Origin of the sequence: Streptomyces dangxiongensis, assembly GCF_003675325.1 — a bacterium.
Taxonomy (GTDB): Bacteria; Actinomycetota; Actinomycetes; order Streptomycetales; family Streptomycetaceae; genus Streptomyces; species Streptomyces dangxiongensis.
The window spans coordinates 3,444,753-3,463,681 of the sequence record NZ_CP033073.1; the positions used below are offsets into that span (position 1 = coordinate 3,444,753).

General features: G+C 67.5%; 15 protein-coding genes and 3 rRNA genes. 1 reads left to right on the plus strand and 17 read right to left on the minus strand.

The window, feature by feature from the left end:
• Positions 1 to 3: 3 nt before the first annotated feature.
• The 11 genes from D9753_RS15285 to D9753_RS15335 form a co-directional block, all read right to left on the minus strand.
• The gene (locus D9753_RS15285) at positions 4 to 1,065 is read right to left on the minus strand and encodes an NAD-dependent epimerase/dehydratase family protein (RefSeq protein ID WP_121787517.1); all 1,062 of its coding nucleotides are present in this window, start codon (positions 1,063 to 1,065) and stop codon (positions 4 to 6) included.
• Between the two features lie 181 nt (positions 1,066 to 1,246).
• Positions 1,247 to 1,345: a 30S ribosomal protein bS22 gene (locus D9753_RS15290; RefSeq protein WP_003948845.1), complete on the minus strand. Its 99-nt coding sequence runs from the start codon at positions 1,343 to 1,345 to the stop codon at positions 1,247 to 1,249.
• Positions 1,346 to 1,481: 136 nt separating this feature from the next.
• Positions 1,482 to 1,694: a helix-turn-helix domain-containing protein gene (locus D9753_RS15295; RefSeq protein WP_121791081.1), complete on the minus strand. Its 213-nt coding sequence runs from the start codon at positions 1,692 to 1,694 to the stop codon at positions 1,482 to 1,484.
• A gap of 130 nt (positions 1,695 to 1,824) precedes the next feature.
• Positions 1,825 to 2,649: a phosphatase gene (locus tag D9753_RS15300; RefSeq protein WP_394346808.1), complete on the minus strand. Its 825-nt coding sequence runs from the start codon at positions 2,647 to 2,649 to the stop codon at positions 1,825 to 1,827.
• Positions 2,650 to 2,878: 229 nt separating this feature from the next.
• The gene (locus D9753_RS15305) at positions 2,879 to 4,051 is read right to left on the minus strand and encodes an acetoin utilization protein AcuC (protein ID WP_121791082.1); all 1,173 of its coding nucleotides are present in this window, start codon (positions 4,049 to 4,051) and stop codon (positions 2,879 to 2,881) included.
• Positions 4,002 to 5,213, minus strand: a complete 1,212-nt coding sequence (locus tag D9753_RS15310; RefSeq protein WP_121787519.1) for an MFS transporter — start codon at positions 5,211 to 5,213, stop codon at positions 4,002 to 4,004. The genes D9753_RS15305 and D9753_RS15310 overlap by 50 nt, the downstream gene beginning before the upstream one ends.
• A 125-nt stretch (positions 5,214 to 5,338) precedes the next feature.
• A complete protein-coding gene (locus tag D9753_RS15315) occupies positions 5,339 to 6,052 on the minus strand; it encodes a VC0807 family protein (RefSeq protein ID WP_121787520.1) in 714 nt (237 codons plus the stop codon).
• Positions 6,053 to 6,145: 93 nt separating this feature from the next.
• The gene (locus D9753_RS15320; RefSeq protein WP_121787521.1) at positions 6,146 to 6,790 is read right to left on the minus strand and encodes an HAD family hydrolase; all 645 of its coding nucleotides are present in this window, start codon (positions 6,788 to 6,790) and stop codon (positions 6,146 to 6,148) included.
• 71 nt (positions 6,791 to 6,861) lie between these two features.
• Positions 6,862 to 6,978, minus strand: a 5S ribosomal RNA gene (gene rrf / locus D9753_RS15325).
• 89 nt (positions 6,979 to 7,067) lie between these two features.
• Positions 7,068 to 10,184, minus strand: a 23S ribosomal RNA gene (locus tag D9753_RS15330).
• A 299-nt stretch (positions 10,185 to 10,483) separates the two neighbouring features.
• Positions 10,484 to 12,009 (minus strand): 16S ribosomal RNA (locus tag D9753_RS15335).
• The 16S, 23S and 5S rRNA genes sit together here, the layout of an rRNA operon.
• Before the next feature lie 829 nt (positions 12,010 to 12,838).
• On the opposite strand from D9753_RS15335, the gene trpS reads away from it, so the two are divergent.
• Positions 12,839 to 13,861, plus strand: a complete 1,023-nt coding sequence (trpS, locus tag D9753_RS15345; protein WP_121787522.1) for a tryptophan--tRNA ligase — start codon at positions 12,839 to 12,841, stop codon at positions 13,859 to 13,861.
• A 96-nt stretch (positions 13,862 to 13,957) separates the two neighbouring features.
• Here the strand turns inward: trpS and proC are convergent, their stop codons facing one another.
• The 6 genes from proC to D9753_RS15375 all read right to left on the minus strand — a co-directional run bounded on the left by proC (position 13,958) and on the right by D9753_RS15375 (position 18,909).
• Positions 13,958 to 14,773 carry a pyrroline-5-carboxylate reductase gene (proC, locus tag D9753_RS15350; protein ID WP_121787523.1) on the minus strand — a complete coding sequence of 272 codons (816 nt, stop codon included), beginning with the start codon at positions 14,771 to 14,773 and terminating at the stop codon, positions 13,958 to 13,960.
• Between the two features lie 78 nt (positions 14,774 to 14,851).
• The gene (locus D9753_RS15355; RefSeq protein WP_121787524.1) at positions 14,852 to 15,679 is read right to left on the minus strand and encodes an ABC transporter permease; all 828 of its coding nucleotides are present in this window, start codon (positions 15,677 to 15,679) and stop codon (positions 14,852 to 14,854) included.
• Positions 15,676 to 16,479 carry an ABC transporter ATP-binding protein gene (locus D9753_RS15360; protein WP_121787525.1) on the minus strand — a complete coding sequence of 268 codons (804 nt, stop codon included), beginning with the start codon at positions 16,477 to 16,479 and terminating at the stop codon, positions 15,676 to 15,678. Before D9753_RS15360 ends, D9753_RS15355 begins: the two co-directional genes overlap by 4 nt.
• A 184-nt stretch (positions 16,480 to 16,663) precedes the next feature.
• Positions 16,664 to 17,464: a class I SAM-dependent methyltransferase gene (locus D9753_RS15365; RefSeq protein WP_121787526.1), complete on the minus strand. Its 801-nt coding sequence runs from the start codon at positions 17,462 to 17,464 to the stop codon at positions 16,664 to 16,666.
• A gap of 258 nt (positions 17,465 to 17,722) precedes the next feature.
• The gene (locus tag D9753_RS15370) at positions 17,723 to 18,265 is read right to left on the minus strand and encodes an EamA/RhaT family transporter (protein ID WP_121787527.1); all 543 of its coding nucleotides are present in this window, start codon (positions 18,263 to 18,265) and stop codon (positions 17,723 to 17,725) included.
• A 311-nt stretch (positions 18,266 to 18,576) separates the two neighbouring features.
• A complete protein-coding gene (locus tag D9753_RS15375; RefSeq protein WP_121787528.1) occupies positions 18,577 to 18,909 on the minus strand; it encodes an SH3 domain-containing protein in 333 nt (110 codons plus the stop codon).
• Positions 18,910 to 18,929 lie beyond the last annotated feature (20 nt).

Below are 18,929 nucleotides of genomic sequence, written 5' to 3' on the forward strand. Positions count from 1 at the left end.
TCCTCAGTTGGCGCTGTGCGTCTGGGGGTGGCCGCCCGCCCTCGCGGTCAGCGCGGCGATCCGGTCGACGGTGCCCGCGAGGGCCTCCGGCGGCAGCAGCCCGGGGCCCCGGCCGCGCGCGAAGTCCGTGAACGTCTCCGCCGTCGTGTACCGGGGCGTGTAGCCCAGCGTCTCGCGCATCTGGGCGGTGTCGACGACCCGCCCGTGGGTGAGCAGCCGGATCTGCTCCGGCGAGAAGTCCGTCATACCCAGCGTACGGACGAGGGAGCCGGCCCAGGTGACCGCGGGCAGCAGCAGCGGCACGGTGGGCCGCCCGAGCCGCCGCGAACACTGCGAGAGCAGCAGCACCCCGTCCCCGGCGATGTTGAAGGTGCCGCTGTTGAGGGTGCCCCGGCGCGGCTCGTGGGAGGCGATCCGCAGCACCTCGATGACGTCGTCCTCGTGCACGAACTGGAGCCGCGGGTCGTAGCCGAACACGGTCGGCAGGACGGGCAGCGCGAAGTACGAGGCGAGCGGGGTGTCCGCGGCCGGCCCGAGGATGTTGGCGAACCGCAGCACGCACACGGCGACGTCCGGCCGCCGCCGGGCGAACCCGCGCACATACCCCTCGACCTCGACGGCGTCCTTGGCGAAGCCGCCGCTGGGCAGCGACTTGGGCGGGGTCGTCTCGGTGAACACGGCCGGGTCGCGCGGCGCGGACCCGTACACGTTCGTACTGGACTTCACCACCAGCCGCCGCACGGTCGGCGACTTCTGGCAGGCGCCGAGCAACTGCATGGTGCCGATGACGTTGGTCTCCTTGACCGTGGCCCGGTTGCCGCCGCCCAGGGCCGTACCGGTCACGTCCATGTGGACGACCGTGTCGGCGCCCGTCTCGGCGAGCACGCGGGCGATCGTCGGGTGCCGGATGTCGGCCTGGATGAAGTCGGCTCCGCCCAGATGGTGCGCCGGCGGCACCGCGTCCACGGCGATCACCCGGTCGACCTCCGGGTCCCGCTGGACGCGCCGCACGAACCGGCCGCCCAGTTGCCGGGCGACTCCGGTGACGAGCACGACCTTCCCCAAGATCAGCGCCTTCCTTCCGCGTACCGGTATCCCGCGTTCCCCTCCGGCCAACCTAGCGGGTCATCGGCGCGCTGTGACGACCCCCGATGCGTGAGGTGGCGGATTTTCCCCCGTCCGCAGACGCCTGTGGCCCCCCACCAGTACTGATGGGGGGCCACAGAGTCACGCTCTCGCGCGTCGCCTACTTCTTGTTACGACGCTGCACGCGCGTGCGCTTCAGCAGCTTGCGGTGCTTCTTCTTGGCCATCCGCTTACGCCGCTTCTTGATAACAGAGCCCACGACTACCCTCGCTCACTTCTCATGACTCGGTTGTTTGGGCGCCATGGGCCCACACGACCTACGAGGGGCCAGCCTACCCAACCGAGCGCCAAGGTCGTAATCGAGGGTTCCCGGGCGTCTCACCCGGGCGTCGCCGTCAGGCCGTCTCCACCCCCACGTAGCTGTCGCGGAGGTACTCGTGTACCGCTTGTTCCGGGACGCGGAAGGACCGCCCCACCCGGATCGCGGGCAGATGACCACTGTGCACCAGACGGTACACGGTCATCTTCGACACTCGCATCACCGAGGCGACCTCCGCCACGGTAAGGAACTGGACCTCGTTCAGAGGCCTCTCGCCGGCTGCGGCCATGACACACACCTGCACCTTCCGCACTCGACGGCCACCGGCTTCCCCTTCCGGTGACTCTTCGTCGCTGCGTGCTCACTCCCCAGACTAGGGGCGGGTGATGCGAGTGGGGAAGAGGTGCACCCATCGGCGGCTACTGTGACAGACATGCTCGATTGAGTACGTAGCGGGCCAGCGGCCGGTAGTGAGCAGACCGTACGGCGTCATCAACCGGAACGGCGACGGACACCCGTCCCTCCGCCTCCCCCACGAACAGCGCGGGATCGTCGGTGTCGGCCAGCCCAATGGCCTCGAACCCCAACTGACCAGCACCGCAGACCCATCCGTGGTCCCCGACGACCAGCTCGGGCAGTGGCCCGCCGGCCTCCGCGGCGGCCTCCAGCGCGACCCTAACCGGGAGCGGGGAATGGCTGTGGGCGCCCGGCTCACCACCGGGGCGCTCGCCCGCCGGTTCCCGCACCAGGGCAACCCCTCGTACGTAGTCGAGGCGATGGGTGCGTAGACCGAACCGGGTCAATATGTCGACACAGCGACCCTGCGCCGGGGTGAGCACCTCACACCCCGCCGCCGAGAGAGCGTCCGCCAGGGCGGCGTAGAAACCGAGCAGCCGCTGCGGGTGCCCGGTGCCGAACAGCACGGGCGAGCCCCGCCCGGCCGCCTCCCCGATCCGGTCCGCGAAGGCGTCCAGCGCGGCGAGCGTCCGCTCCGGGTCGATCACGTCCGGCCCGGACGTGTGCCGGGGGTCGGCGCACACCCCGCACTTCCGCGCCATCAGCGCGAGCACGTCCCGCTGCCCCCAGGTCCCCTCGGGAACGAGCCCGATCAGCACCCTCGGGTCCCCGGCGGCGAACAGCCGGTAACTGCGCAGACTGTCCTCCCGCGAGGTGGCCACGACCCCGGCCAGCCGGACGGCGAGCAGATGCGCGCGGAGGCGGGCGGAGGTCGACACGGGTGCGATGGTGACGCATCCGGGGCGGGGCGGGGACGGGAACCACCGAACTCGGCCCGGCCGGCCCAAGCCCTTGGACGACTCCGGCGCCTTGTCCGTGGACGCCGACGGAACGAACCCCCGCGGCGCCATCTCCGGCCGGGACGCCGACCTGGCGACCCTGCGATGCCCTCCCCTCAGCGGCGACCAGGCGATCCTGCGGTGCCCTCCCGGAGCCAAGGTGGGCGAGGCGGAGCGGTCAGGGCAGCAGGCCTCGCAGCGGGAACACGGATCGCCGGGTCGCCAGTACCGCCTGGTCGACCCGGTCGGCGGGGTCGTAGCCCGCCTCCCACTCGCCGTACCCCACCGGCCACAGCCCGTCCGTCATGCGACGCGGTGCCGGCTGCCGCGTCCGCGCGAACACGTCCTGCCGCCATCCCTCGGGGATCATCGCCTCGGGATCCACCGGCTTCCCGGCGGCGATCCCCACCAGATGCGTCCACGACCGCGGCACGACCTCCACCACCGCGTACCCGCCCCCGCCGAGCGCCACCCACTTGCCGTCCGCGTGCGCGTGCGCCAGCTCGTGACACGCCATCTGCACGGCCCGCTGGGCGTCCAGCGAGACGGCGAGGTGTGCCAGCGGATCCTCGAAGTGCGTGTCGGCCCCGTGCTGGGAGACGATCACCTGCGGCCGGAACCCGGCCACCAGCTCCGGCACCACCGCGTGGAACGCGCGCACCCACCCCGCGTCCCCGGTCCCGGCCGGCAGGGCCACGTTCACCGCGGCCCCCTCCCCCGCGCCCGCGCCGGTCTCCTCCGGCCACCCGGTCTGCGGGAACAGCGTCCGGGGATGCTCGTGCAGCGAGATGGTCAGCACCCGCGGGTCCTCCCAGAACGCGGCCTGCACCCCGTCCCCGTGATGCACGTCGACGTCCACGTAGGCGACCCGCTCGGCGCCCAGTTCCAGCAGCCGCGCGATCGCCAGCGACGCGTCGTTGTAGACGCAGAACCCGGACGCGCCGCCCGGCATCGCGTGGTGCAGCCCGCCCGCGAAGTTCACGGCATGGTCGGCGTCGCCCCGCCACACCGCCTCCGCCGCCCCGACCGACTGCCCGGCGATCAGCGCGGACACCTCGTGCATCCCGGCGAACGCGGGATCGTCGGGAGTACCGAGCCCGTACGACCCGTCGGCCCCCGCCGGATCCGCGGACACGGCCTTCACGGCGTCGATGTAGTCCTCCCGGTGGACCAGGCGGAGCGTCGACTCGCCGGCCGGCTTCGCCGCGACGATCTCCAGCTCCCGGTCGAGCCCGAAGGCACCGACCAGTTTCCGGGTCAGCGCCAGCCGGACCGGATCCATCGGATGGCCGGGGCCGAAGTCATAGCCCGTTACTGCCTCGTCCCACATCAGCTGTGCGCGGCCGCTCATGCCCGCCACCGTATCGGTCCGGTTGAGCCGCGAACGACCTGGCGTACCCGAGCGTCACCAGCACCAACACCATCGGCACGAGCATGGCTCCCCGGTAGCTCCACGCGTCCCCGAGGGCACCCACCAGCGGCGAACCCACCAGGAAGCCCACGTAGTTGAAGATGTTCAGCCGCGCGACCGCCGCGTCCGAAGCCCCCGGGAACAACCGCCCGGCCGCCGCGAACGTCTGCGGTACGAGGACACACAGACCGAGCCCCAGCAGGGTGAACCCGAGCATCCCGGCCCACGCCCCCGACGCCGAGGCCACCACCGCGAACCCGCCGGCCGCGACCACCGCCCCGACCCGTACGACCGCCACGGCCCCGAACCGCCGTACCCCGAGGTCCCCGATGGTCCGCCCCAGCAGCGTCGTCACCATGTACACGTTGTACGGGACCGTGGCAAGCTGCTCGGAGCTGCCCAGCACGTCCTTCAGGTACTTCGCGCTCCAGTTGGAGACCGTCGAGTCACCGATATAGGCGAAGGTCATCACCAGGCACAGCGGCAGCAGCAGCCGGAACACGAGAGTCCCGCTCCCGCTCGGCTGTCCGCCACCCTCGCCCGCGTCGACGTACCAGCGGCCGGCCACCAGCACCGCCGGCAGCAGAACGGCCACCACCGGCAGGTACGACACCCACAGGGCGAGATGCCAGTGCGCCCCCGCCCACGCCAGCGACGCCCCGATGATCCCGCCCAGGCTGTACGCCGCGTGGAAGCTGAGCATGATGCTGCGGCCGTACGACCGCTGGAGGCTGACTCCGAGCATGTTCATGGAGGCGTCCAGCACCCCTACCGCCAGGCCGAAGACGCCCAGCGCCACCGCCAGCGCGGCCAACTGCCCCGCACCGCCCGCCCCGACGCCGAGCAGCCCCAACAGCACCACCGGCTGGGACCAGCGCAGCAGCCGGCTGGGCGGCACCCGCTTCACCAGCCGCTCGGTCGTCACGCTGCCTGCCCCGGCGAGCACCGGCACGGCGGCCAGGAACACCGGCAGCAGCGCGTCGGAGACGCCGTACCGGTCCTGGACGGCCGGGATGCGCGTCACGAGCAGGGCGAAGGCGATGCCCTGGGCGAAGAACCCGAACGCCAGCGAGGCCCTGCCGCGCCGCAGCACTTCAGTCATGGCGGCGAGCGTAGGGCCCCGGGCTACCCGTGGGTAGATCCAGCCGAAGATGAGTTTCCCTCAGCTTCGCCCGTCCACCGGCTGGTGGACGGGCGAAGCCGACGGACGGGCGGCCGGTGGTCAGGTCAGGCGACGACGGCCATCGCGGCGCGCTCGGCGCGTGCCGCCTCCACCTCGGCGGCGAGCATCCGCTCCATCGGCTCCGCCGCCAGACCACCGCTGACCAGGAAGCCGATCACCATGGCGACGATCATGAAGACGCCGCCGAGCCACACCATGGTGTCCACCGGGATGGTGTAGGCGCCCACGAACCGTGCGACGCACTCGGCGAGCAGCACCACGCCCCAGATGCCCGAGAACACGTTCTCCTTGCGGCGGAAGGCCGCGGACCCGGCCGCCGCACCGGACGCCAGCCGCTCCCAGGCCGCCTCCTTGGCCGCGTCGCCCTTGACGAGGAACGGCTTCATACCGGCGGTGATCATGGGCTTCCCGAGCACGACCGAGACCAGGATGCCGATGGCGACCGTGCTGCTGACCCCGCTGTCCTTGGCCAGCATCAGCCGCGGATCACCCGAGACGAAGCTCAGCAGCAGCGAGACGACGTTCACGACGAGGATGAGACCCGCCAGGCCGTTGACCTTGCGGTCCCTCGCCAGGCTCCACCCGGTCCGCACCGCCGGCACCACACTGCTCCAGGCCAGCGCCGCGAACGTGCTCATCCCGAAGGCGTCCTTGAAAACGTAGTACGAGCCGAGTGGCACCGCCACATCGATGAGCAGCGGCTTGAAGTTGTCCAGCGCGCTCGGGTTCTGAGCCTGGGTCCCCGTCTTCTTCGTCATGCCCTCAGCTTCGCCCCCGTGAGGGGTCCGGCAGTAGAAACGATCGTCCGGTGGTCCGCATGACAGATGTCAGGTGCAGGTCGATGGCGGAGGTCATATCAGCAGGTCAACCAGCTCACCCATGTCGGTGAAGAGCCGCTGGGCGCCCACGAGCCGCTCCGCCGGCGTCATCGCGGTGAACCCGTACACGTCCATCCCGGCCGCCACGGCCGCCTGGACGCCCAGCGGGGAGTCCTCCACGACCACACACCGCCCGGGGGCCACACCCATCCGCTCGGCCGCGTACAGGAAGAGGTCGGGCGCCGGCTTCCCGCGCCCCACGTCCTGCGAGCTGAAGATCCTGTCCTCCTCGAACCACCGGTCGAGCCCGGTCGCCCGGTGCCCCACCCGGATCCGCGCATGGCTGCCGGAGGAGGCCACGCAGTACGGCACCCCGTCCGCGGCCAGCTTCTCCAACACGCCGGCCACCCCGGCCACGGGCTGGAGCTCCCGCTCGAACGCGGCGAAGACGCGGGCGTGGAAGACGTCGTCGAAGTCGTCCGGCAGCCGCTGTCCCGTCCGCTCCAGGACCAGCTCATGGATCCGGTGCATCGCCGAACCCAGGTAGTCCTGGACGGAGTCCTCGTACGAGGTGGGATGGCCCAGCTCGGTCAGATAGGCGGCCAGGTGCCGGTTGGATATCGGCTCGCTGTCGACGAGGACACCGTCGTTGTCGAAGATGACGAGTTCGTAGCGCATGCCACCGACACTAAAGGACCCACAACGCAGAAAACCCCCGCATCGAAGATGCGGGGGTTTTCCCAAAGATTGTTCGGCGGCGTCCTACTCTCCCACAGGGTCCCCCCTGCAGTACCATCGGCGCTGTAAGGCTTAGCTTCCGGGTTCGATATGTAACCGGGCGTTTCCCTCACGCTATGACCACCGAAACACTATGAAACACTTCAACCGAAACACCCCACACATACGGGGTGACGTGGTCGTGGTTTCAGAACCAACACAGTGAACGCGAGCATCAATGGACAAGCCCTCGGCCTATTAGTACCGGTCACCTCCACACGTTACCGTGCTTCCAGATCCGGCCTATCAACCCAGTCGTCTACTGGGAGCCTTACCCCATCAAGTGGGTGGGAGTCCTCATCTCGAAGCAGGCTTCCCGCTTAGATGCTTTCAGCGGTTATCCCTCCCGAACGTAGCCAACCAGCCATGCCCTTGGCAGGACAACTGGCACACCAGAGGTTCGTCCGTCCCGGTCCCTCGTACTAGGGACAGCCCTTCTCAAGACTCCTGCGCGCACAGCGGATAGGGACCGAACTGTCTCACGACGTTCTAAACCCAGCTCGCGTACCGCTTTAATGGGCGAACAGCCCAACCCTTGGGACCGACTCCAGCCCCAGATGCGACGAGCCGACATCGAGGTGCCAAACCATCCCGTCGATATGGCTCTTGGGGAAGATCAGCCTGTTATCCCCGGGGTACCTTTTATCCGTTGAGCGACGGCGCTTCCACAAGCCACCGCCGGATCACTAGTCCCGACTTTCGTCCCTGCTCGACCCGTCGGTCTCACAGTCAAGCTCCCTTGTGCACTTACACTCAACACCTGATTGCCAACCAGGCTGAGGGAACCTTTGGGCGCCTCCGTTACTCTTTAGGAGGCAACCGCCCCAGTTAAACTACCCATCAGACACTGTCCCTGATCCGGATCACGGACCCAGGTTAGACATCCAGCACGACCAGACTGGTATTTCAACGACGACTCCACAACCACTGGCGTGGCTGCTTCAAAGTCTCCCAGCTATCCTACACAAGCCGAACCGAACACCAATATCAAACTGTAGTAAAGGTCCCGGGGTCTTTCCGTCCTGCTGCGCGAAACGAGCATCTTTACTCGTAGTGCAATTTCACCGGGCCTATGGTTGAGACAGTCGAGAAGTCGTTACGCCATTCGTGCAGGTCGGAACTTACCCGACAAGGAATTTCGCTACCTTAGGATGGTTATAGTTACCACCGCCGTTTACTGGCGCTTAAGTTCTCAGCTTCGCCCACCCGAAAGTGAGCTAACCGGTCCCCTTAACGTTCCAGCACCGGGCAGGCGTCAGTCCGTATACATCGCCTTACGGCTTCGCACGGACCTGTGTTTTTAGTAAACAGTCGCTTCTCGCTGGTCTCTGCGGCCACCCCCAGCTCAGAGCGTAAAGCTCATCACCGGACATGGCCCCCCTTCTCCCGAAGTTACGGGGGCATTTTGCCGAGTTCCTTAACCATAGTTCACCCGAACGCCTCGGTATTCTCTACCTGACCACCTGAGTCGGTTTAGGGTACGGGCCGCCATGAAACTCGCTAGAGGCTTTTCTCGACAGCATAGGATCATCCACTTCACCACAATCGGCTCGGCATCAGGTCTCACCCTGCATGAGTGACGGATTTACCTACCACTCGGGCTACACCCTTACCCCGGGACAACCACCGCCCGGGATGGACTACCTTCCTGCGTCACCCCATCACTCACCTACTAACCGCTTGGTCCGGCGGCTCCACCACTTTCCTTTCCCCGAAGGGTCCGGAACGGCTTCACGGCCTTAGCATCACGATGCTCGATGTTTGACGCTTCACAGCGGGTACCGGAATATCAACCGGTTATCCATCGACTACGCCTGTCGGCCTCGCCTTAGGTCCCGACTTACCCTGGGCAGATCAGCTTGACCCAGGAACCCTTAGTCAATCGGCGCAAACGTTTCTCACGTTTGTATCGCTACTCATGCCTGCATTCTCACTCGTGAACCGTCCACAACTCGCTTCCGCGGCTGCTTCACCCGGCACACGACGCTCCCCTACCCATCCATACAGGCGTTGGCCCTATTGTATGAATGACACGACTTCGGCGGTACGCTTGAGCCCCGCTACATTGTCGGCGCGGAATCACTAGACCAGTGAGCTATACGCACTCTTTCAAGGGTGGCTGCTTCTAAGCCAACCTCCTGGTTGTCTGTGCGACTCCACATCCTTTCCCACTTAGCGTACGCTTGGGGGCCTTAGTCGATGCTCTGGGCTGTTTCCCTCTCGACCATGGAGCTTATCCCCCACAGTCTCACTGCCGCGCTCTCACTTACCGGCATTCGGAGTTTGGCTAAGGTCAGTAACCCGGTAGGGCCCATCGCCTATCCAGTGCTCTACCTCCGGCAAGAAACACACGACGCTGCACCTAAATGCATTTCGGGGAGAACCAGCTATCACGGAGTTTGATTGGCCTTTCACCCCTAACCACAGGTCATCCCCCAGGTTTTCAACCCTGGTGGGTTCGGTCCTCCACGAAGTCTTACCTCCGCTTCAACCTGCCCATGGCTAGATCACTCCGCTTCGGGTCTTGAGCGTGCTACTGAAACGCCCTATTCGGACTCGCTTTCGCTACGGCTTCCCCACTCGGGTTAACCTCGCAACACACCGCAAACTCGCAGGCTCATTCTTCAAAAGGCACGCAGTCACGAGAACAAGGCAAGCCTCGTTCCGACGCTCCCACGGCTTGTAGGCACACGGTTTCAGGTACTATTTCACTCCGCTCCCGCGGTACTTTTCACCATTCCCTCACGGTACTATCCGCTATCGGTCACCAGGGAATATTTAGGCTTAGCGGGTGGTCCCGCCAGATTCACACGGGATTTCTCGGGCCCCGTGCTACTTGGGTGTCTTTCAAACGAGCCGTTGACGTTTCGACTACGGGGGTCTTACCCTCTACGCCGGGCCTTTCGCATGCCCTTCGCCTACATCAACGGTTTCTGACTCGTCTCACGGCCGGCAGACCGTAAAAGAAAGATCCCGCAACCCCGTATACGCAACCCCTGCCGGGTCTCACACGCATACGGTTTGGCCTCATCCGGTTTCGCTCGCCACTACTCCCGGAATCACGGTTGTTTTCTCTTCCTGCGGGTACTGAGATGTTTCACTTCCCCGCGTTCCCTCCACTTGCCCTATGTGTTCAGGCAAGGGTGACAGCCCATGAAGACTGCCGGGTTTCCCCATTCGGAAACCCCCGGATCAAAGCCTGGTTGACGACTCCCCGGGGACTATCGTGGCCTCCCACGTCCTTCATCGGTTCCTGGTGCCAAGGCATCCACCGTGCGCCCTTAAAAACTTGGCCACAGATGCTCGCGTTCACTGTGCAGTTCTCAAACAACGACCAGCCACCCATCACCCGAACCAGAAGTCCGAGTGCACTGGGGCCGGCGACTGAGGAAAAATCCATTCCCTCAGACACCCAACAGCGTGCCCGACACCCTCACCCCACCCAACTCACGTTCCACGCCGAAGCAGTACTAGTGACCTGAAGCAGGCCGAGTGTGCCGAATAGTCAACGTTCCACCCATGAGCAACCAGCATCAGACATTCGCCGATGTACTGGCCTCTGACCAACCGAAGCTGGTGAGAAGTGCTCCTTAGAAAGGAGGTGATCCAGCCGCACCTTCCGGTACGGCTACCTTGTTACGACTTCGTCCCAATCGCTAGTCCCACCTTCGACAGCTCCCTCCCACAAGGGGTTGGGCCACCGGCTTCGGGTGTTACCAACTTTCGTGACGTGACGGGCGGTGTGTACAAGGCCCGGGAACGTATTCACCGCAGCAATGCTGATCTGCGATTACTAGCAACTCCGACTTCATGGGGTCGAGTTGCAGACCCCAATCCGAACTGAGACCGGCTTTTTGAGATTCGCTCCACCTCACGGTATCGCAGCTCATTGTACCGGCCATTGTAGCACGTGTGCAGCCCAAGACATAAGGGGCATGATGACTTGACGTCGTCCCCACCTTCCTCCGAGTTGACCCCGGCGGTCTCCTGTGAGTCCCCATCACCCCGAAGGGCATGCTGGCAACACAGGACAAGGGTTGCGCTCGTTGCGGGACTTAACCCAACATCTCACGACACGAGCTGACGACAGCCATGCACCACCTGTACACCGACCACAAGGGGGGCACTATCTCTAATGCTTTCCGGTGTATGTCAAGCCTTGGTAAGGTTCTTCGCGTTGCGTCGAATTAAGCCACATGCTCCGCTGCTTGTGCGGGCCCCCGTCAATTCCTTTGAGTTTTAGCCTTGCGGCCGTACTCCCCAGGCGGGGAACTTAATGCGTTAGCTGCGGCACCGACGACGTGGAATGTCGCCAACACCTAGTTCCCACCGTTTACGGCGTGGACTACCAGGGTATCTAATCCTGTTCGCTCCCCACGCTTTCGCTCCTCAGCGTCAGTAATGGCCCAGAGATCCGCCTTCGCCACCGGTGTTCCTCCTGATATCTGCGCATTTCACCGCTACACCAGGAATTCCGATCTCCCCTACCACACTCTAGCTAGCCCGTATCGAATGCAGACCCGGGGTTAAGCCCCGGGCTTTCACACCCGACGTGACAAGCCGCCTACGAGCTCTTTACGCCCAATAATTCCGGACAACGCTTGCGCCCTACGTATTACCGCGGCTGCTGGCACGTAGTTAGCCGGCGCTTCTTCTGCAGGTACCGTCACTTTCGCTTCTTCCCTGCTGAAAGAGGTTTACAACCCGAAGGCCGTCATCCCTCACGCGGCGTCGCTGCATCAGGCTTTCGCCCATTGTGCAATATTCCCCACTGCTGCCTCCCGTAGGAGTCTGGGCCGTGTCTCAGTCCCAGTGTGGCCGGTCGCCCTCTCAGGCCGGCTACCCGTCGTCGCCTTGGTGAGCCATTACCTCACCAACAAGCTGATAGGCCGCGGGCTCATCCTTCACCGCCGGAGCTTTACACCATCAAGGATGCCCAAGATGGTCATATCCGGTATTAGACCCCGTTTCCAGGGCTTGTCCCAGAGTGAAGGGCAGATTGCCCACGTGTTACTCACCCGTTCGCCACTAATCCCCACCGAAGTGGTTCATCGTTCGACTTGCATGTGTTAAGCACGCCGCCAGCGTTCGTCCTGAGCCAGGATCAAACTCTCCGTGAATGTTTTCCCGTAATCGGGATGACACCACGAGAGCGGTGCGAGAGGAGGAATGATCCTCTCGCACACAGCGTCCTCGCTGTGTTATTTCAAAGGAACCTCGCCCCCTCGTAACCGAGAGGAACGGGGTATCAACATATCTGGCGTTGACTTTTGGCACGCTGTTGAGTTCTCAAGGAACGGTCGCTTCCTTTGTACTCACCCTCTCGGGCTTTCCTCCGGGCGCTTCCCTTCGGTCTTGCGTTTCCGACTCTATCAGATCTTTTCTCGACCCGATTTCCTCGGTGCTTTCCAGGTTCCCGCTTCCGCGTTTCCCTTTCCGGCGGTTCCGACTCTACCAGACCCTTTCGGCGTCTGACTCCCAGTCAGAGGGGGCTTGCCTTCCCGGCTGTTGGGCCGTTCCGACGAGTGAGACTTTAGCGGATTCCTGGCCCCCGAGCTAATCGGCGGCCCGGCGTCCTTTCGAACGCGGATTCCTCATTTCGCAAATACGCACGCCAATACAGTCGTCGCCGAGGCGCCGATCGATTGGGTGATGCTTACGGAATGGCTGTCCGGGGACCGACCGGGGTCGGCGCTCACGTCGGACAACTCGGAGTACCTTACGGACGGACGCGGGAGGTGTCAACTCCGGCTCTCAGGCCCGCCCGGAGGCGTACGGTGGAGGACGTGACCACGCGTACGTGTACCCAGCTCTGGTGGGCCGCCTGACGGCGGCCGAACGCACGTATGCACTCAACGGCCGCCGCTTCGGCGGCCGTTCGTGTATCTCCCTCCGGATCTGCCGGGGGCCGGCCGCGGGAGCGGCGGCCCGGACCGAAGGCGGAGTGAGATGAAGCGGGTCTTCAGCGGGATCCAGCCGACCGGGCACGTGACCCTGGGGAACTACCTGGGAGCCATGCGGCGCTGGGCCGAGGTCGATCAGCACCGGGCGGACGCGCTGTTCTGCATCGTGGATCTGCACGCGCTGACCGTGGACCACGATCCGGCGCGGGTGCGCAGGCTCAGCCGGCAGGCCGCGACGCTCCTGCTGGCGGCCGGGCTCGATCCCGAGCTGTGCACCCTCTACGTGCAGAGCCATGTCGACGAGCACACCAGGCTGTCGTACCTGCTGGAGTGCGTGGCGAGCGACGGCGAGATGCGGCGGATGATCCAGTACAAGGAGAAGTCCGCGCGGCAGCGGGAGCGCGGCGGGAGCGTACGGCTGTCGCTGCTGACGTATCCGGTGCTGATGGCGGCGGACATCCTGGCCTACGGCACGGACGAGGTGCCGGTCGGGGACGACCAGGTGCAGCACGTGGAGCTGGCGCGGGATCTCGCGGTGCGGTTCAACCAGCGGTACGGGCACACGTTCGTGGTGCCTGAGGCGACGCTTCCGGGTGTGGCGGCCCGGGTGATGAACCTCCAGGACCCGACGTCGAAGATGGGGAAGTCGGACTCGGGGCAGGGGGTCGTGTATCTGCTGGACGAGCCGGACGCGGTGCGCAAGAAGATCATGCGGGCGGTGACCGACAGCGGCCAGGAGGTCGGGTACGACCCGGTGGAGCGGCCGGGAGTCGCGAACCTGCTGGAGATTCTCGCAGCGTGCACGGGCGGGAACCCTGAGTCACTGGCGGACGTTCATGACTCGTACGGCTCTTTGAAGAAGGACACCGCGGAGGCGGTGGTGGAGGTGTTGCGGCCGGTGCAGGCCCGGCACCGGGAGCTGTGTGCCGATCCGGCCTATGTGGAGGGGGTGCTGCGAGATGGTGCGGAGAAGGCCAGGGCGTTGGCTCGTCCGACCGTTGATACGGCCTACCGGGCGATCGGGCTGCTGCCGCCCGTGGCGGAGCCCTCACTGAACGCCGCGCGGTAACCGGGCGGCGACGTGCGGGCGGCGCGTGGCCGCCGCCCGCACAGGCGGTGGGCCTGCCCCGCGTGTGGTCGGCCCTGTGGTCGGCCCCGCGTGTGGTCAGTCCTTCTTGCCGGAGGCGAGTTCGCGACTGCGGTCGCGGGCGGCTTCCAGGGCGGCGATGAGGGCGGCCCGTACGCCGTGGTTCTCCAGTTCGCGGATGGCGTTGATCGTCGTGCCTGCGGGGGAGGTGACGTTCTCGCGCAGCTTGACGGGATGCTCGCCGCTGTCGCGGAGCATCACGGCAGCGCCGATCGCCGACTGGACGATGAGGTCGTGGGCCTTGTCGCGGGGCAGGCCGAGCAGGATGCCGGCGTCGGTCATGGCCTCGACGAGGTAGAAGAAGTACGCCGGGCCGGACCCGGACAGGGCGGTGCAGGCGTCCTGCTGGCTCTCGGGGACGCGGAGGGTCTTGCCGACACCGCCGAAGATCTCCTCGGCGTGCGCCAGGTGCTGTTCGGTGGCGTGGCTGCCGGCGGAGATGACCGACATGGCCTCGTCGACGACGAGGGCGGGGGTGTTGGTCATGACCCGGACGACGGGGGTGCCCGCGGCCAGGCGCTCCTCGAAGAAGGAGGTGGGGATACCGGCGGCTCCGCTGATGACGAGGCGGTCGGCGGGGATGTGCGGGGCCAGTTCGTCCAGGAGGGCGCCCATGTCCTGCGGCTTGACCGTGAGGATCAGGGTGTCGGCGGTCTTGGCGGCCTCGGTGTTGCCGACCGGGTTGACTCCGTAGCGGCTGCGGAGTTCTTCGGCGCGTTCCGGGCGGCGGGCGGTGACCAGCAGGTCGGCGGGGGCCCAGCCGGCCCGGAGCATTCCGCTGAGCAGGGCTTCGCCGATCTTGCCGGTGCCGAGGACTGCGACTTTCTGGCTCATGCGGTTCAGTTTCGCACCGGTGAGGAGGGGTGCGGGTGGGGTGTCCGGTGGGCGGACGTCCGCCGCGGCGGAGGTGGTTCAGACGGTCCGCCGGCGCAGGGTCGCCGCTCCCAGGCCGAGGACCAGCAGGGCACAGCCGGCCACGATCAGCGCGTCGCGGACGAAGACCGTCGTCGTGTCGGTGTGGCGGACGACCTCGTTCATGGCGTCGACGGCGTACGACATCGGCAGGGCGTCGGAGACGGCCTCCAGGGCGGGGTGCATGTCGGAGCGGGGTGTGAACAGGCCGCAGAGGAGGAGCTGGGGAAAGATCACCGCGGGCATGAACTGGACCGCCTGGAACTCCGAGGCGGCGAAGGCCGAGACGAACAGGCCGAGGGCGGTGCCGAGCAGGGCGTCGAGGAGGGCGACGAGAAGGAGCAGCCAGGGGGAGCCGGTGACGTCGAGGCCGAGGAGCCAGACGGCGAGTCCGGTGGCGAGGGCGGACTGGACGACGGCGAGGGCGCCGAAGGCCAGGGCATAGCCGGCGATGAGGTCGCCCTTGCCGAGGGGCAGGGCGAGGAGGCGTTCCAGAGTGCCGGAGGTGCGTTCGCGCAGGGTGGCGATGGAGGTGACCAGGAACATCGTGATCAGCGGGAAGACGCCGAGCAGTGAGGCGCCGATGTTGTCGAAGGTGCGGGGGCTGGCGTCGAAGACGTAGCGCAGCAGGACCAGCATCAGGCACGGGACGAGGATCATCAGCGCGATGGTCCGTGGGTCGTGGCGGAGCTGGCGCAGGACCCGGGCGGCGGTGGCGGTGGCGCGGGAGGCGTTGAGCGCGCGGGCGGCCGGCGCGGGGGCCGCCGTACCCGTCGTACCCGTGGTAGTCGCGAGGCTGGTGGGGCGGGTGGGGCCGGTGCGGCTCATCGGGTGCTCTCCTTCGCGTGGTCGGTGGCGGCTGCCGCGTCGACGAGGTCGAGGAAGGCGGCCTCCACGGTGTCGGTGGCGGTGCGGGTGCGCAGGGCGTCCGGGGTCTCGTCGGCGAGGATCGCGCCCTCGCGCATGAGGAGGAGGCGGTGGCAGCGTTCGGCCTCGTCCATGACGTGGGAGGAGACGAGGAGGGTGGCGCCGCGGGTGGCGGCGAGGTCGTGGAAGAGGTTCCACAGGTCGCGGCGGAGGACGGGGTCGAGGCCGACGGTGGGTTCGTCCAGGACGAGCAGTTCGGGGGTGCCCAGGAGGGCGACGGCCAGGGAGACGCGGTTGCGCTGGCCGCCGGAGAGGTTGCCGGCGAGGGCGTCGGCGTGGTGGATGAGGTCGACGTCGGTGATGGCCCGGGTGACGTGGTGACGGCGTCGTTCGGCGGCGGCACGGCCAGGGTCGAGTATCGCGGCGAAGTAGTCGAGGTTCTGGCGGACGGTGAGGTCGTCGTAGACGGAGGGGGCCTGGGTGACGTAGCCGATGCGGCTGCGCAGGGTGGGATGGCCGGCGGGGTGGCCGAGGACGTCGAGGGTGCCGGTGATCCCGGCCTGGGTGCCGACGATCGCGCGCATGAGGGTGGACTTGCCGCAGCCGGAGGGGCCCAGCAGACCGGTGATTTTGCCGCGGGGGACGGTGAAGCGGAGGTCGTGCAGGACGGTGCGGGAGCCGCGGACGACGGTGAGGTCTTCGGCGCGGACGGCGGGGGTGGCGGAGCGGGGCGGAGGGCCGCCCGCCTCATAATTCATCACGTGATGAATAGTCCGCCCGCGGGGGTGCGGCGTCAAGGGGGTGCGGGGGCGTCCGGGGGAGGTCGGGTGTGCGTGTTCACGGCCGGTGAGAGGGGCGCGGACGCGAGAGCGGCGGCCGGGGTGGGCCGGCCGCCGCGGATGGGGAAGGAGCGGGGGATGAGCCGAGGGACGAACCGGGGCGGGGTCAGGGTGTGAGGGCGACCAGGATGCGGACGTCGTAGGTCTCCTCCACGGTGCCGTCCGGGAAGGCCTTGAGCAGGTGGGCACGCTCCTCCTCCATGAACGCGGCCGTGCGCTCCTCGGACTCGACGAGGAGGGCCGAGTGACTGCCGAGGTTGGCGAGGTGGACGTCGACCGGGACGCGTCGGCACCAGCGGACCGTCCGGCGGGCGAGGTCCAGGCGTCCGCTCGGGTCGGCCCGCTCGGTGCGCTCGATGGCCCGGCGTTGCTCGGCGGCGGTGAAGTCCAGGCCGAGGAAACGGCTCGTGCGGCGGGCTGCCTCGGCGATCCACTCGACGTCCAGCGCCTCCGTGTTCCACCAGAGCGCCAGCGCACCGCCGGGCCGCAGCACGCGGAGGGCCTCCGGCACCGAGCGGGCCGGGTCGGTCCAGTGCCAGGCCTGGGCGTAGGTGAGGAAGTCGGCGTGGGCGTCGGCGACGGGAAGCGCGTTGCCGTCACCCCGGACGAGCGGGATGTGCGGCAGCGCGCGGCGGAACTCGGCGGCCATGCCCTCACCGGGTTCGACGGCGAGGACGTCGGCGCCGCGCGCGTGCAGCAGAGCGGTCGCGATACCGGTGCCGGCGCCGACGTCCACGGTCCTGGCGCCGGACAGGGAACGGCCGGCCAGTTCCTCGACGGTGTCGAGGAGGGCGGCTGGGTAGGAAGGGCGGTTCGCGGCGTACTGGGCGGCGGCGGAGTTGAAGGAGTGGGCCCGGGCGGCGACGGCGGAGGCGTGCGGGGTGGTGGGTGACTCGGGGATTGCCATGGAGTCATGGTGGGCGGGATGGGGCGGGGGGTACAGCGGTTTCCGGCGGGGTGGCGCCGTACACCGGGCAGCCTCCGCGCGGGCGCGGGCGCGGGCGCGGGTGCGGGAGGAGTTAGGAGTAGAAGTGGGGTGTGGCTGGGCGCGGGTGTCCGGTCGGGCGCGGTGCGGCGGTGCGTGGTCGGGCGGCGGTACGGGCCGCGCACGGACGGACCCCAGTGTGGGCCTCGCGGCGGTGCGGGCCGTGGGGCCGGCGGTGTTCTAGCCGCGCCGCTTCTTTCTCGACGGGTCGCCGGTGCGGCGGGTGGTGCGGCGTGCGTGCTCCTCGCGGGCCTTCTCGTACTCCTCCCGGTGCAGCTTCTCGCCCGGGGCCTCGGTGAGGGAGCGGACGAAGTAGGCGAAGAGGGAGCCGACGAAGCCGATGGCGAGCAGACCGCGCAGAGAGGCCTGGCGCTGCGGATCGTGCCGTACGCCGAAGCCGTCCCGGGTGTTCCGGAAGGCGAGCGCGGTACAGATCGCGAACATGGCGATGACCAGCATGGTCACGAAGGAACCGGTGCCGGCGATGCGGATGCCGTCGTACGCGAAGCGCAGCACCAGGCAGGAGACGGCGGCAGCGGCGAGGGAGCCGACGGCGACACCGGCGCGGCGGACCGCGTAGCCGTTGTCGTGGTGCACCCAGGAGGTGCCGAAGAAGCGCAGGGGCTCGGGGCGGGGCCCGCGGTCCGGAGCCACGCCGTCACCCCGGGGTGCGCCGCCGGTGGGGCCCGCCGAGGTGTCCGTGCTGCCGGTTTCGTCACTCACGGGACGATTATGGCTCCGTACCCCGACGGGCTCGCGGCGGGGGGCGGCTCCGTCGGTGGGGCTTCCGGCCGGATCATCCACCGAGCTGCGGCCCGCTTCCCCGCTCAGGCCGGCTACCGGACCTGGGCCCGCTCCCGGGCTGGGGCCCCAACCCCACCGAGGTCGGCTACCGGATCCAGCCCCGCTGCCGGCCTGGGACCCCGCCCCCCACCGAGGTCGGCTCACCCGCCGGCCCCGGCTTTCCCGCTGGGGTCGGCCTCGCCCGTCAGGGTCGGCTGTCCTGTCGGGGCGGAGTCCGTCGGGGTCGGGGGTCAGCCGCAGCGGGCGGCGATGTAGCCGTCGCTGCCTGTGTGTACGTACGCGTCCGAGACGTACTCACCGCTGTCGATGAGGTCCCAGACGTTCGTCGTGCCGTAAGGGCCCGACACGGTCGTACCGGGTGTCTGGCAGTAGATCGGGACCCGGACACCCTCGGGCAGGATGCGCACGAGGTTGTAACCGGTACCGGGGCCGCTGCGGACGTTCAGCCGGACGCCGGGAGCGACGGCGTAGGTGCGGATCGCCGCCGCCCCCTCGACCGCCGCCCGCTCGACCGCCGGTCCTCCGTCGATGCCCTCGGTCCCCTGCGCACGGTCGACTGACATGTTCGTGCTCCTCCCCCGTT

Bases quoted from the DNA above. Each gene is read 5' to 3' on its own strand.
- D9753_RS15295 (WP_121791081.1), bottom strand. From the start codon at position 1,694: ATGGCCGCAGCCGGCGAGAGGCCTCTGAACGAGGTCCAGTTCCTTACC.
- D9753_RS15305 (WP_121791082.1), bottom strand. From the start codon at position 4,051: ATGAGCGGCCGCGCACAGCTGATGTGGGACGAGGCAGTAACGGGCTAT.
- D9753_RS15310 (WP_121787519.1), bottom strand. From the start codon at position 5,213: ATGACTGAAGTGCTGCGGCGCGGCAGGGCCTCGCTGGCGTTCGGGTTC.
- D9753_RS15315 (WP_121787520.1), bottom strand. From the start codon at position 6,052: ATGACGAAGAAGACGGGGACCCAGGCTCAGAACCCGAGCGCGCTGGAC.
- D9753_RS15320 (WP_121787521.1), bottom strand. From the start codon at position 6,790: ATGCGCTACGAACTCGTCATCTTCGACAACGACGGTGTCCTCGTCGAC.
- trpS (WP_121787522.1), top strand. From the start codon at position 12,839: ATGAAGCGGGTCTTCAGCGGGATCCAGCCGACCGGGCACGTGACCCTG.
- proC (WP_121787523.1), bottom strand. From the start codon at position 14,773: ATGAGCCAGAAAGTCGCAGTCCTCGGCACCGGCAAGATCGGCGAAGCC.
- D9753_RS15355 (WP_121787524.1), bottom strand. From the start codon at position 15,679: ATGAGCCGCACCGGCCCCACCCGCCCCACCAGCCTCGCGACTACCACG.
- D9753_RS15365 (WP_121787526.1), bottom strand. From the start codon at position 17,464: ATGGCAATCCCCGAGTCACCCACCACCCCGCACGCCTCCGCCGTCGCC.
- D9753_RS15375 (WP_121787528.1), bottom strand. From the start codon at position 18,909: ATGTCAGTCGACCGTGCGCAGGGGACCGAGGGCATCGACGGAGGACCG.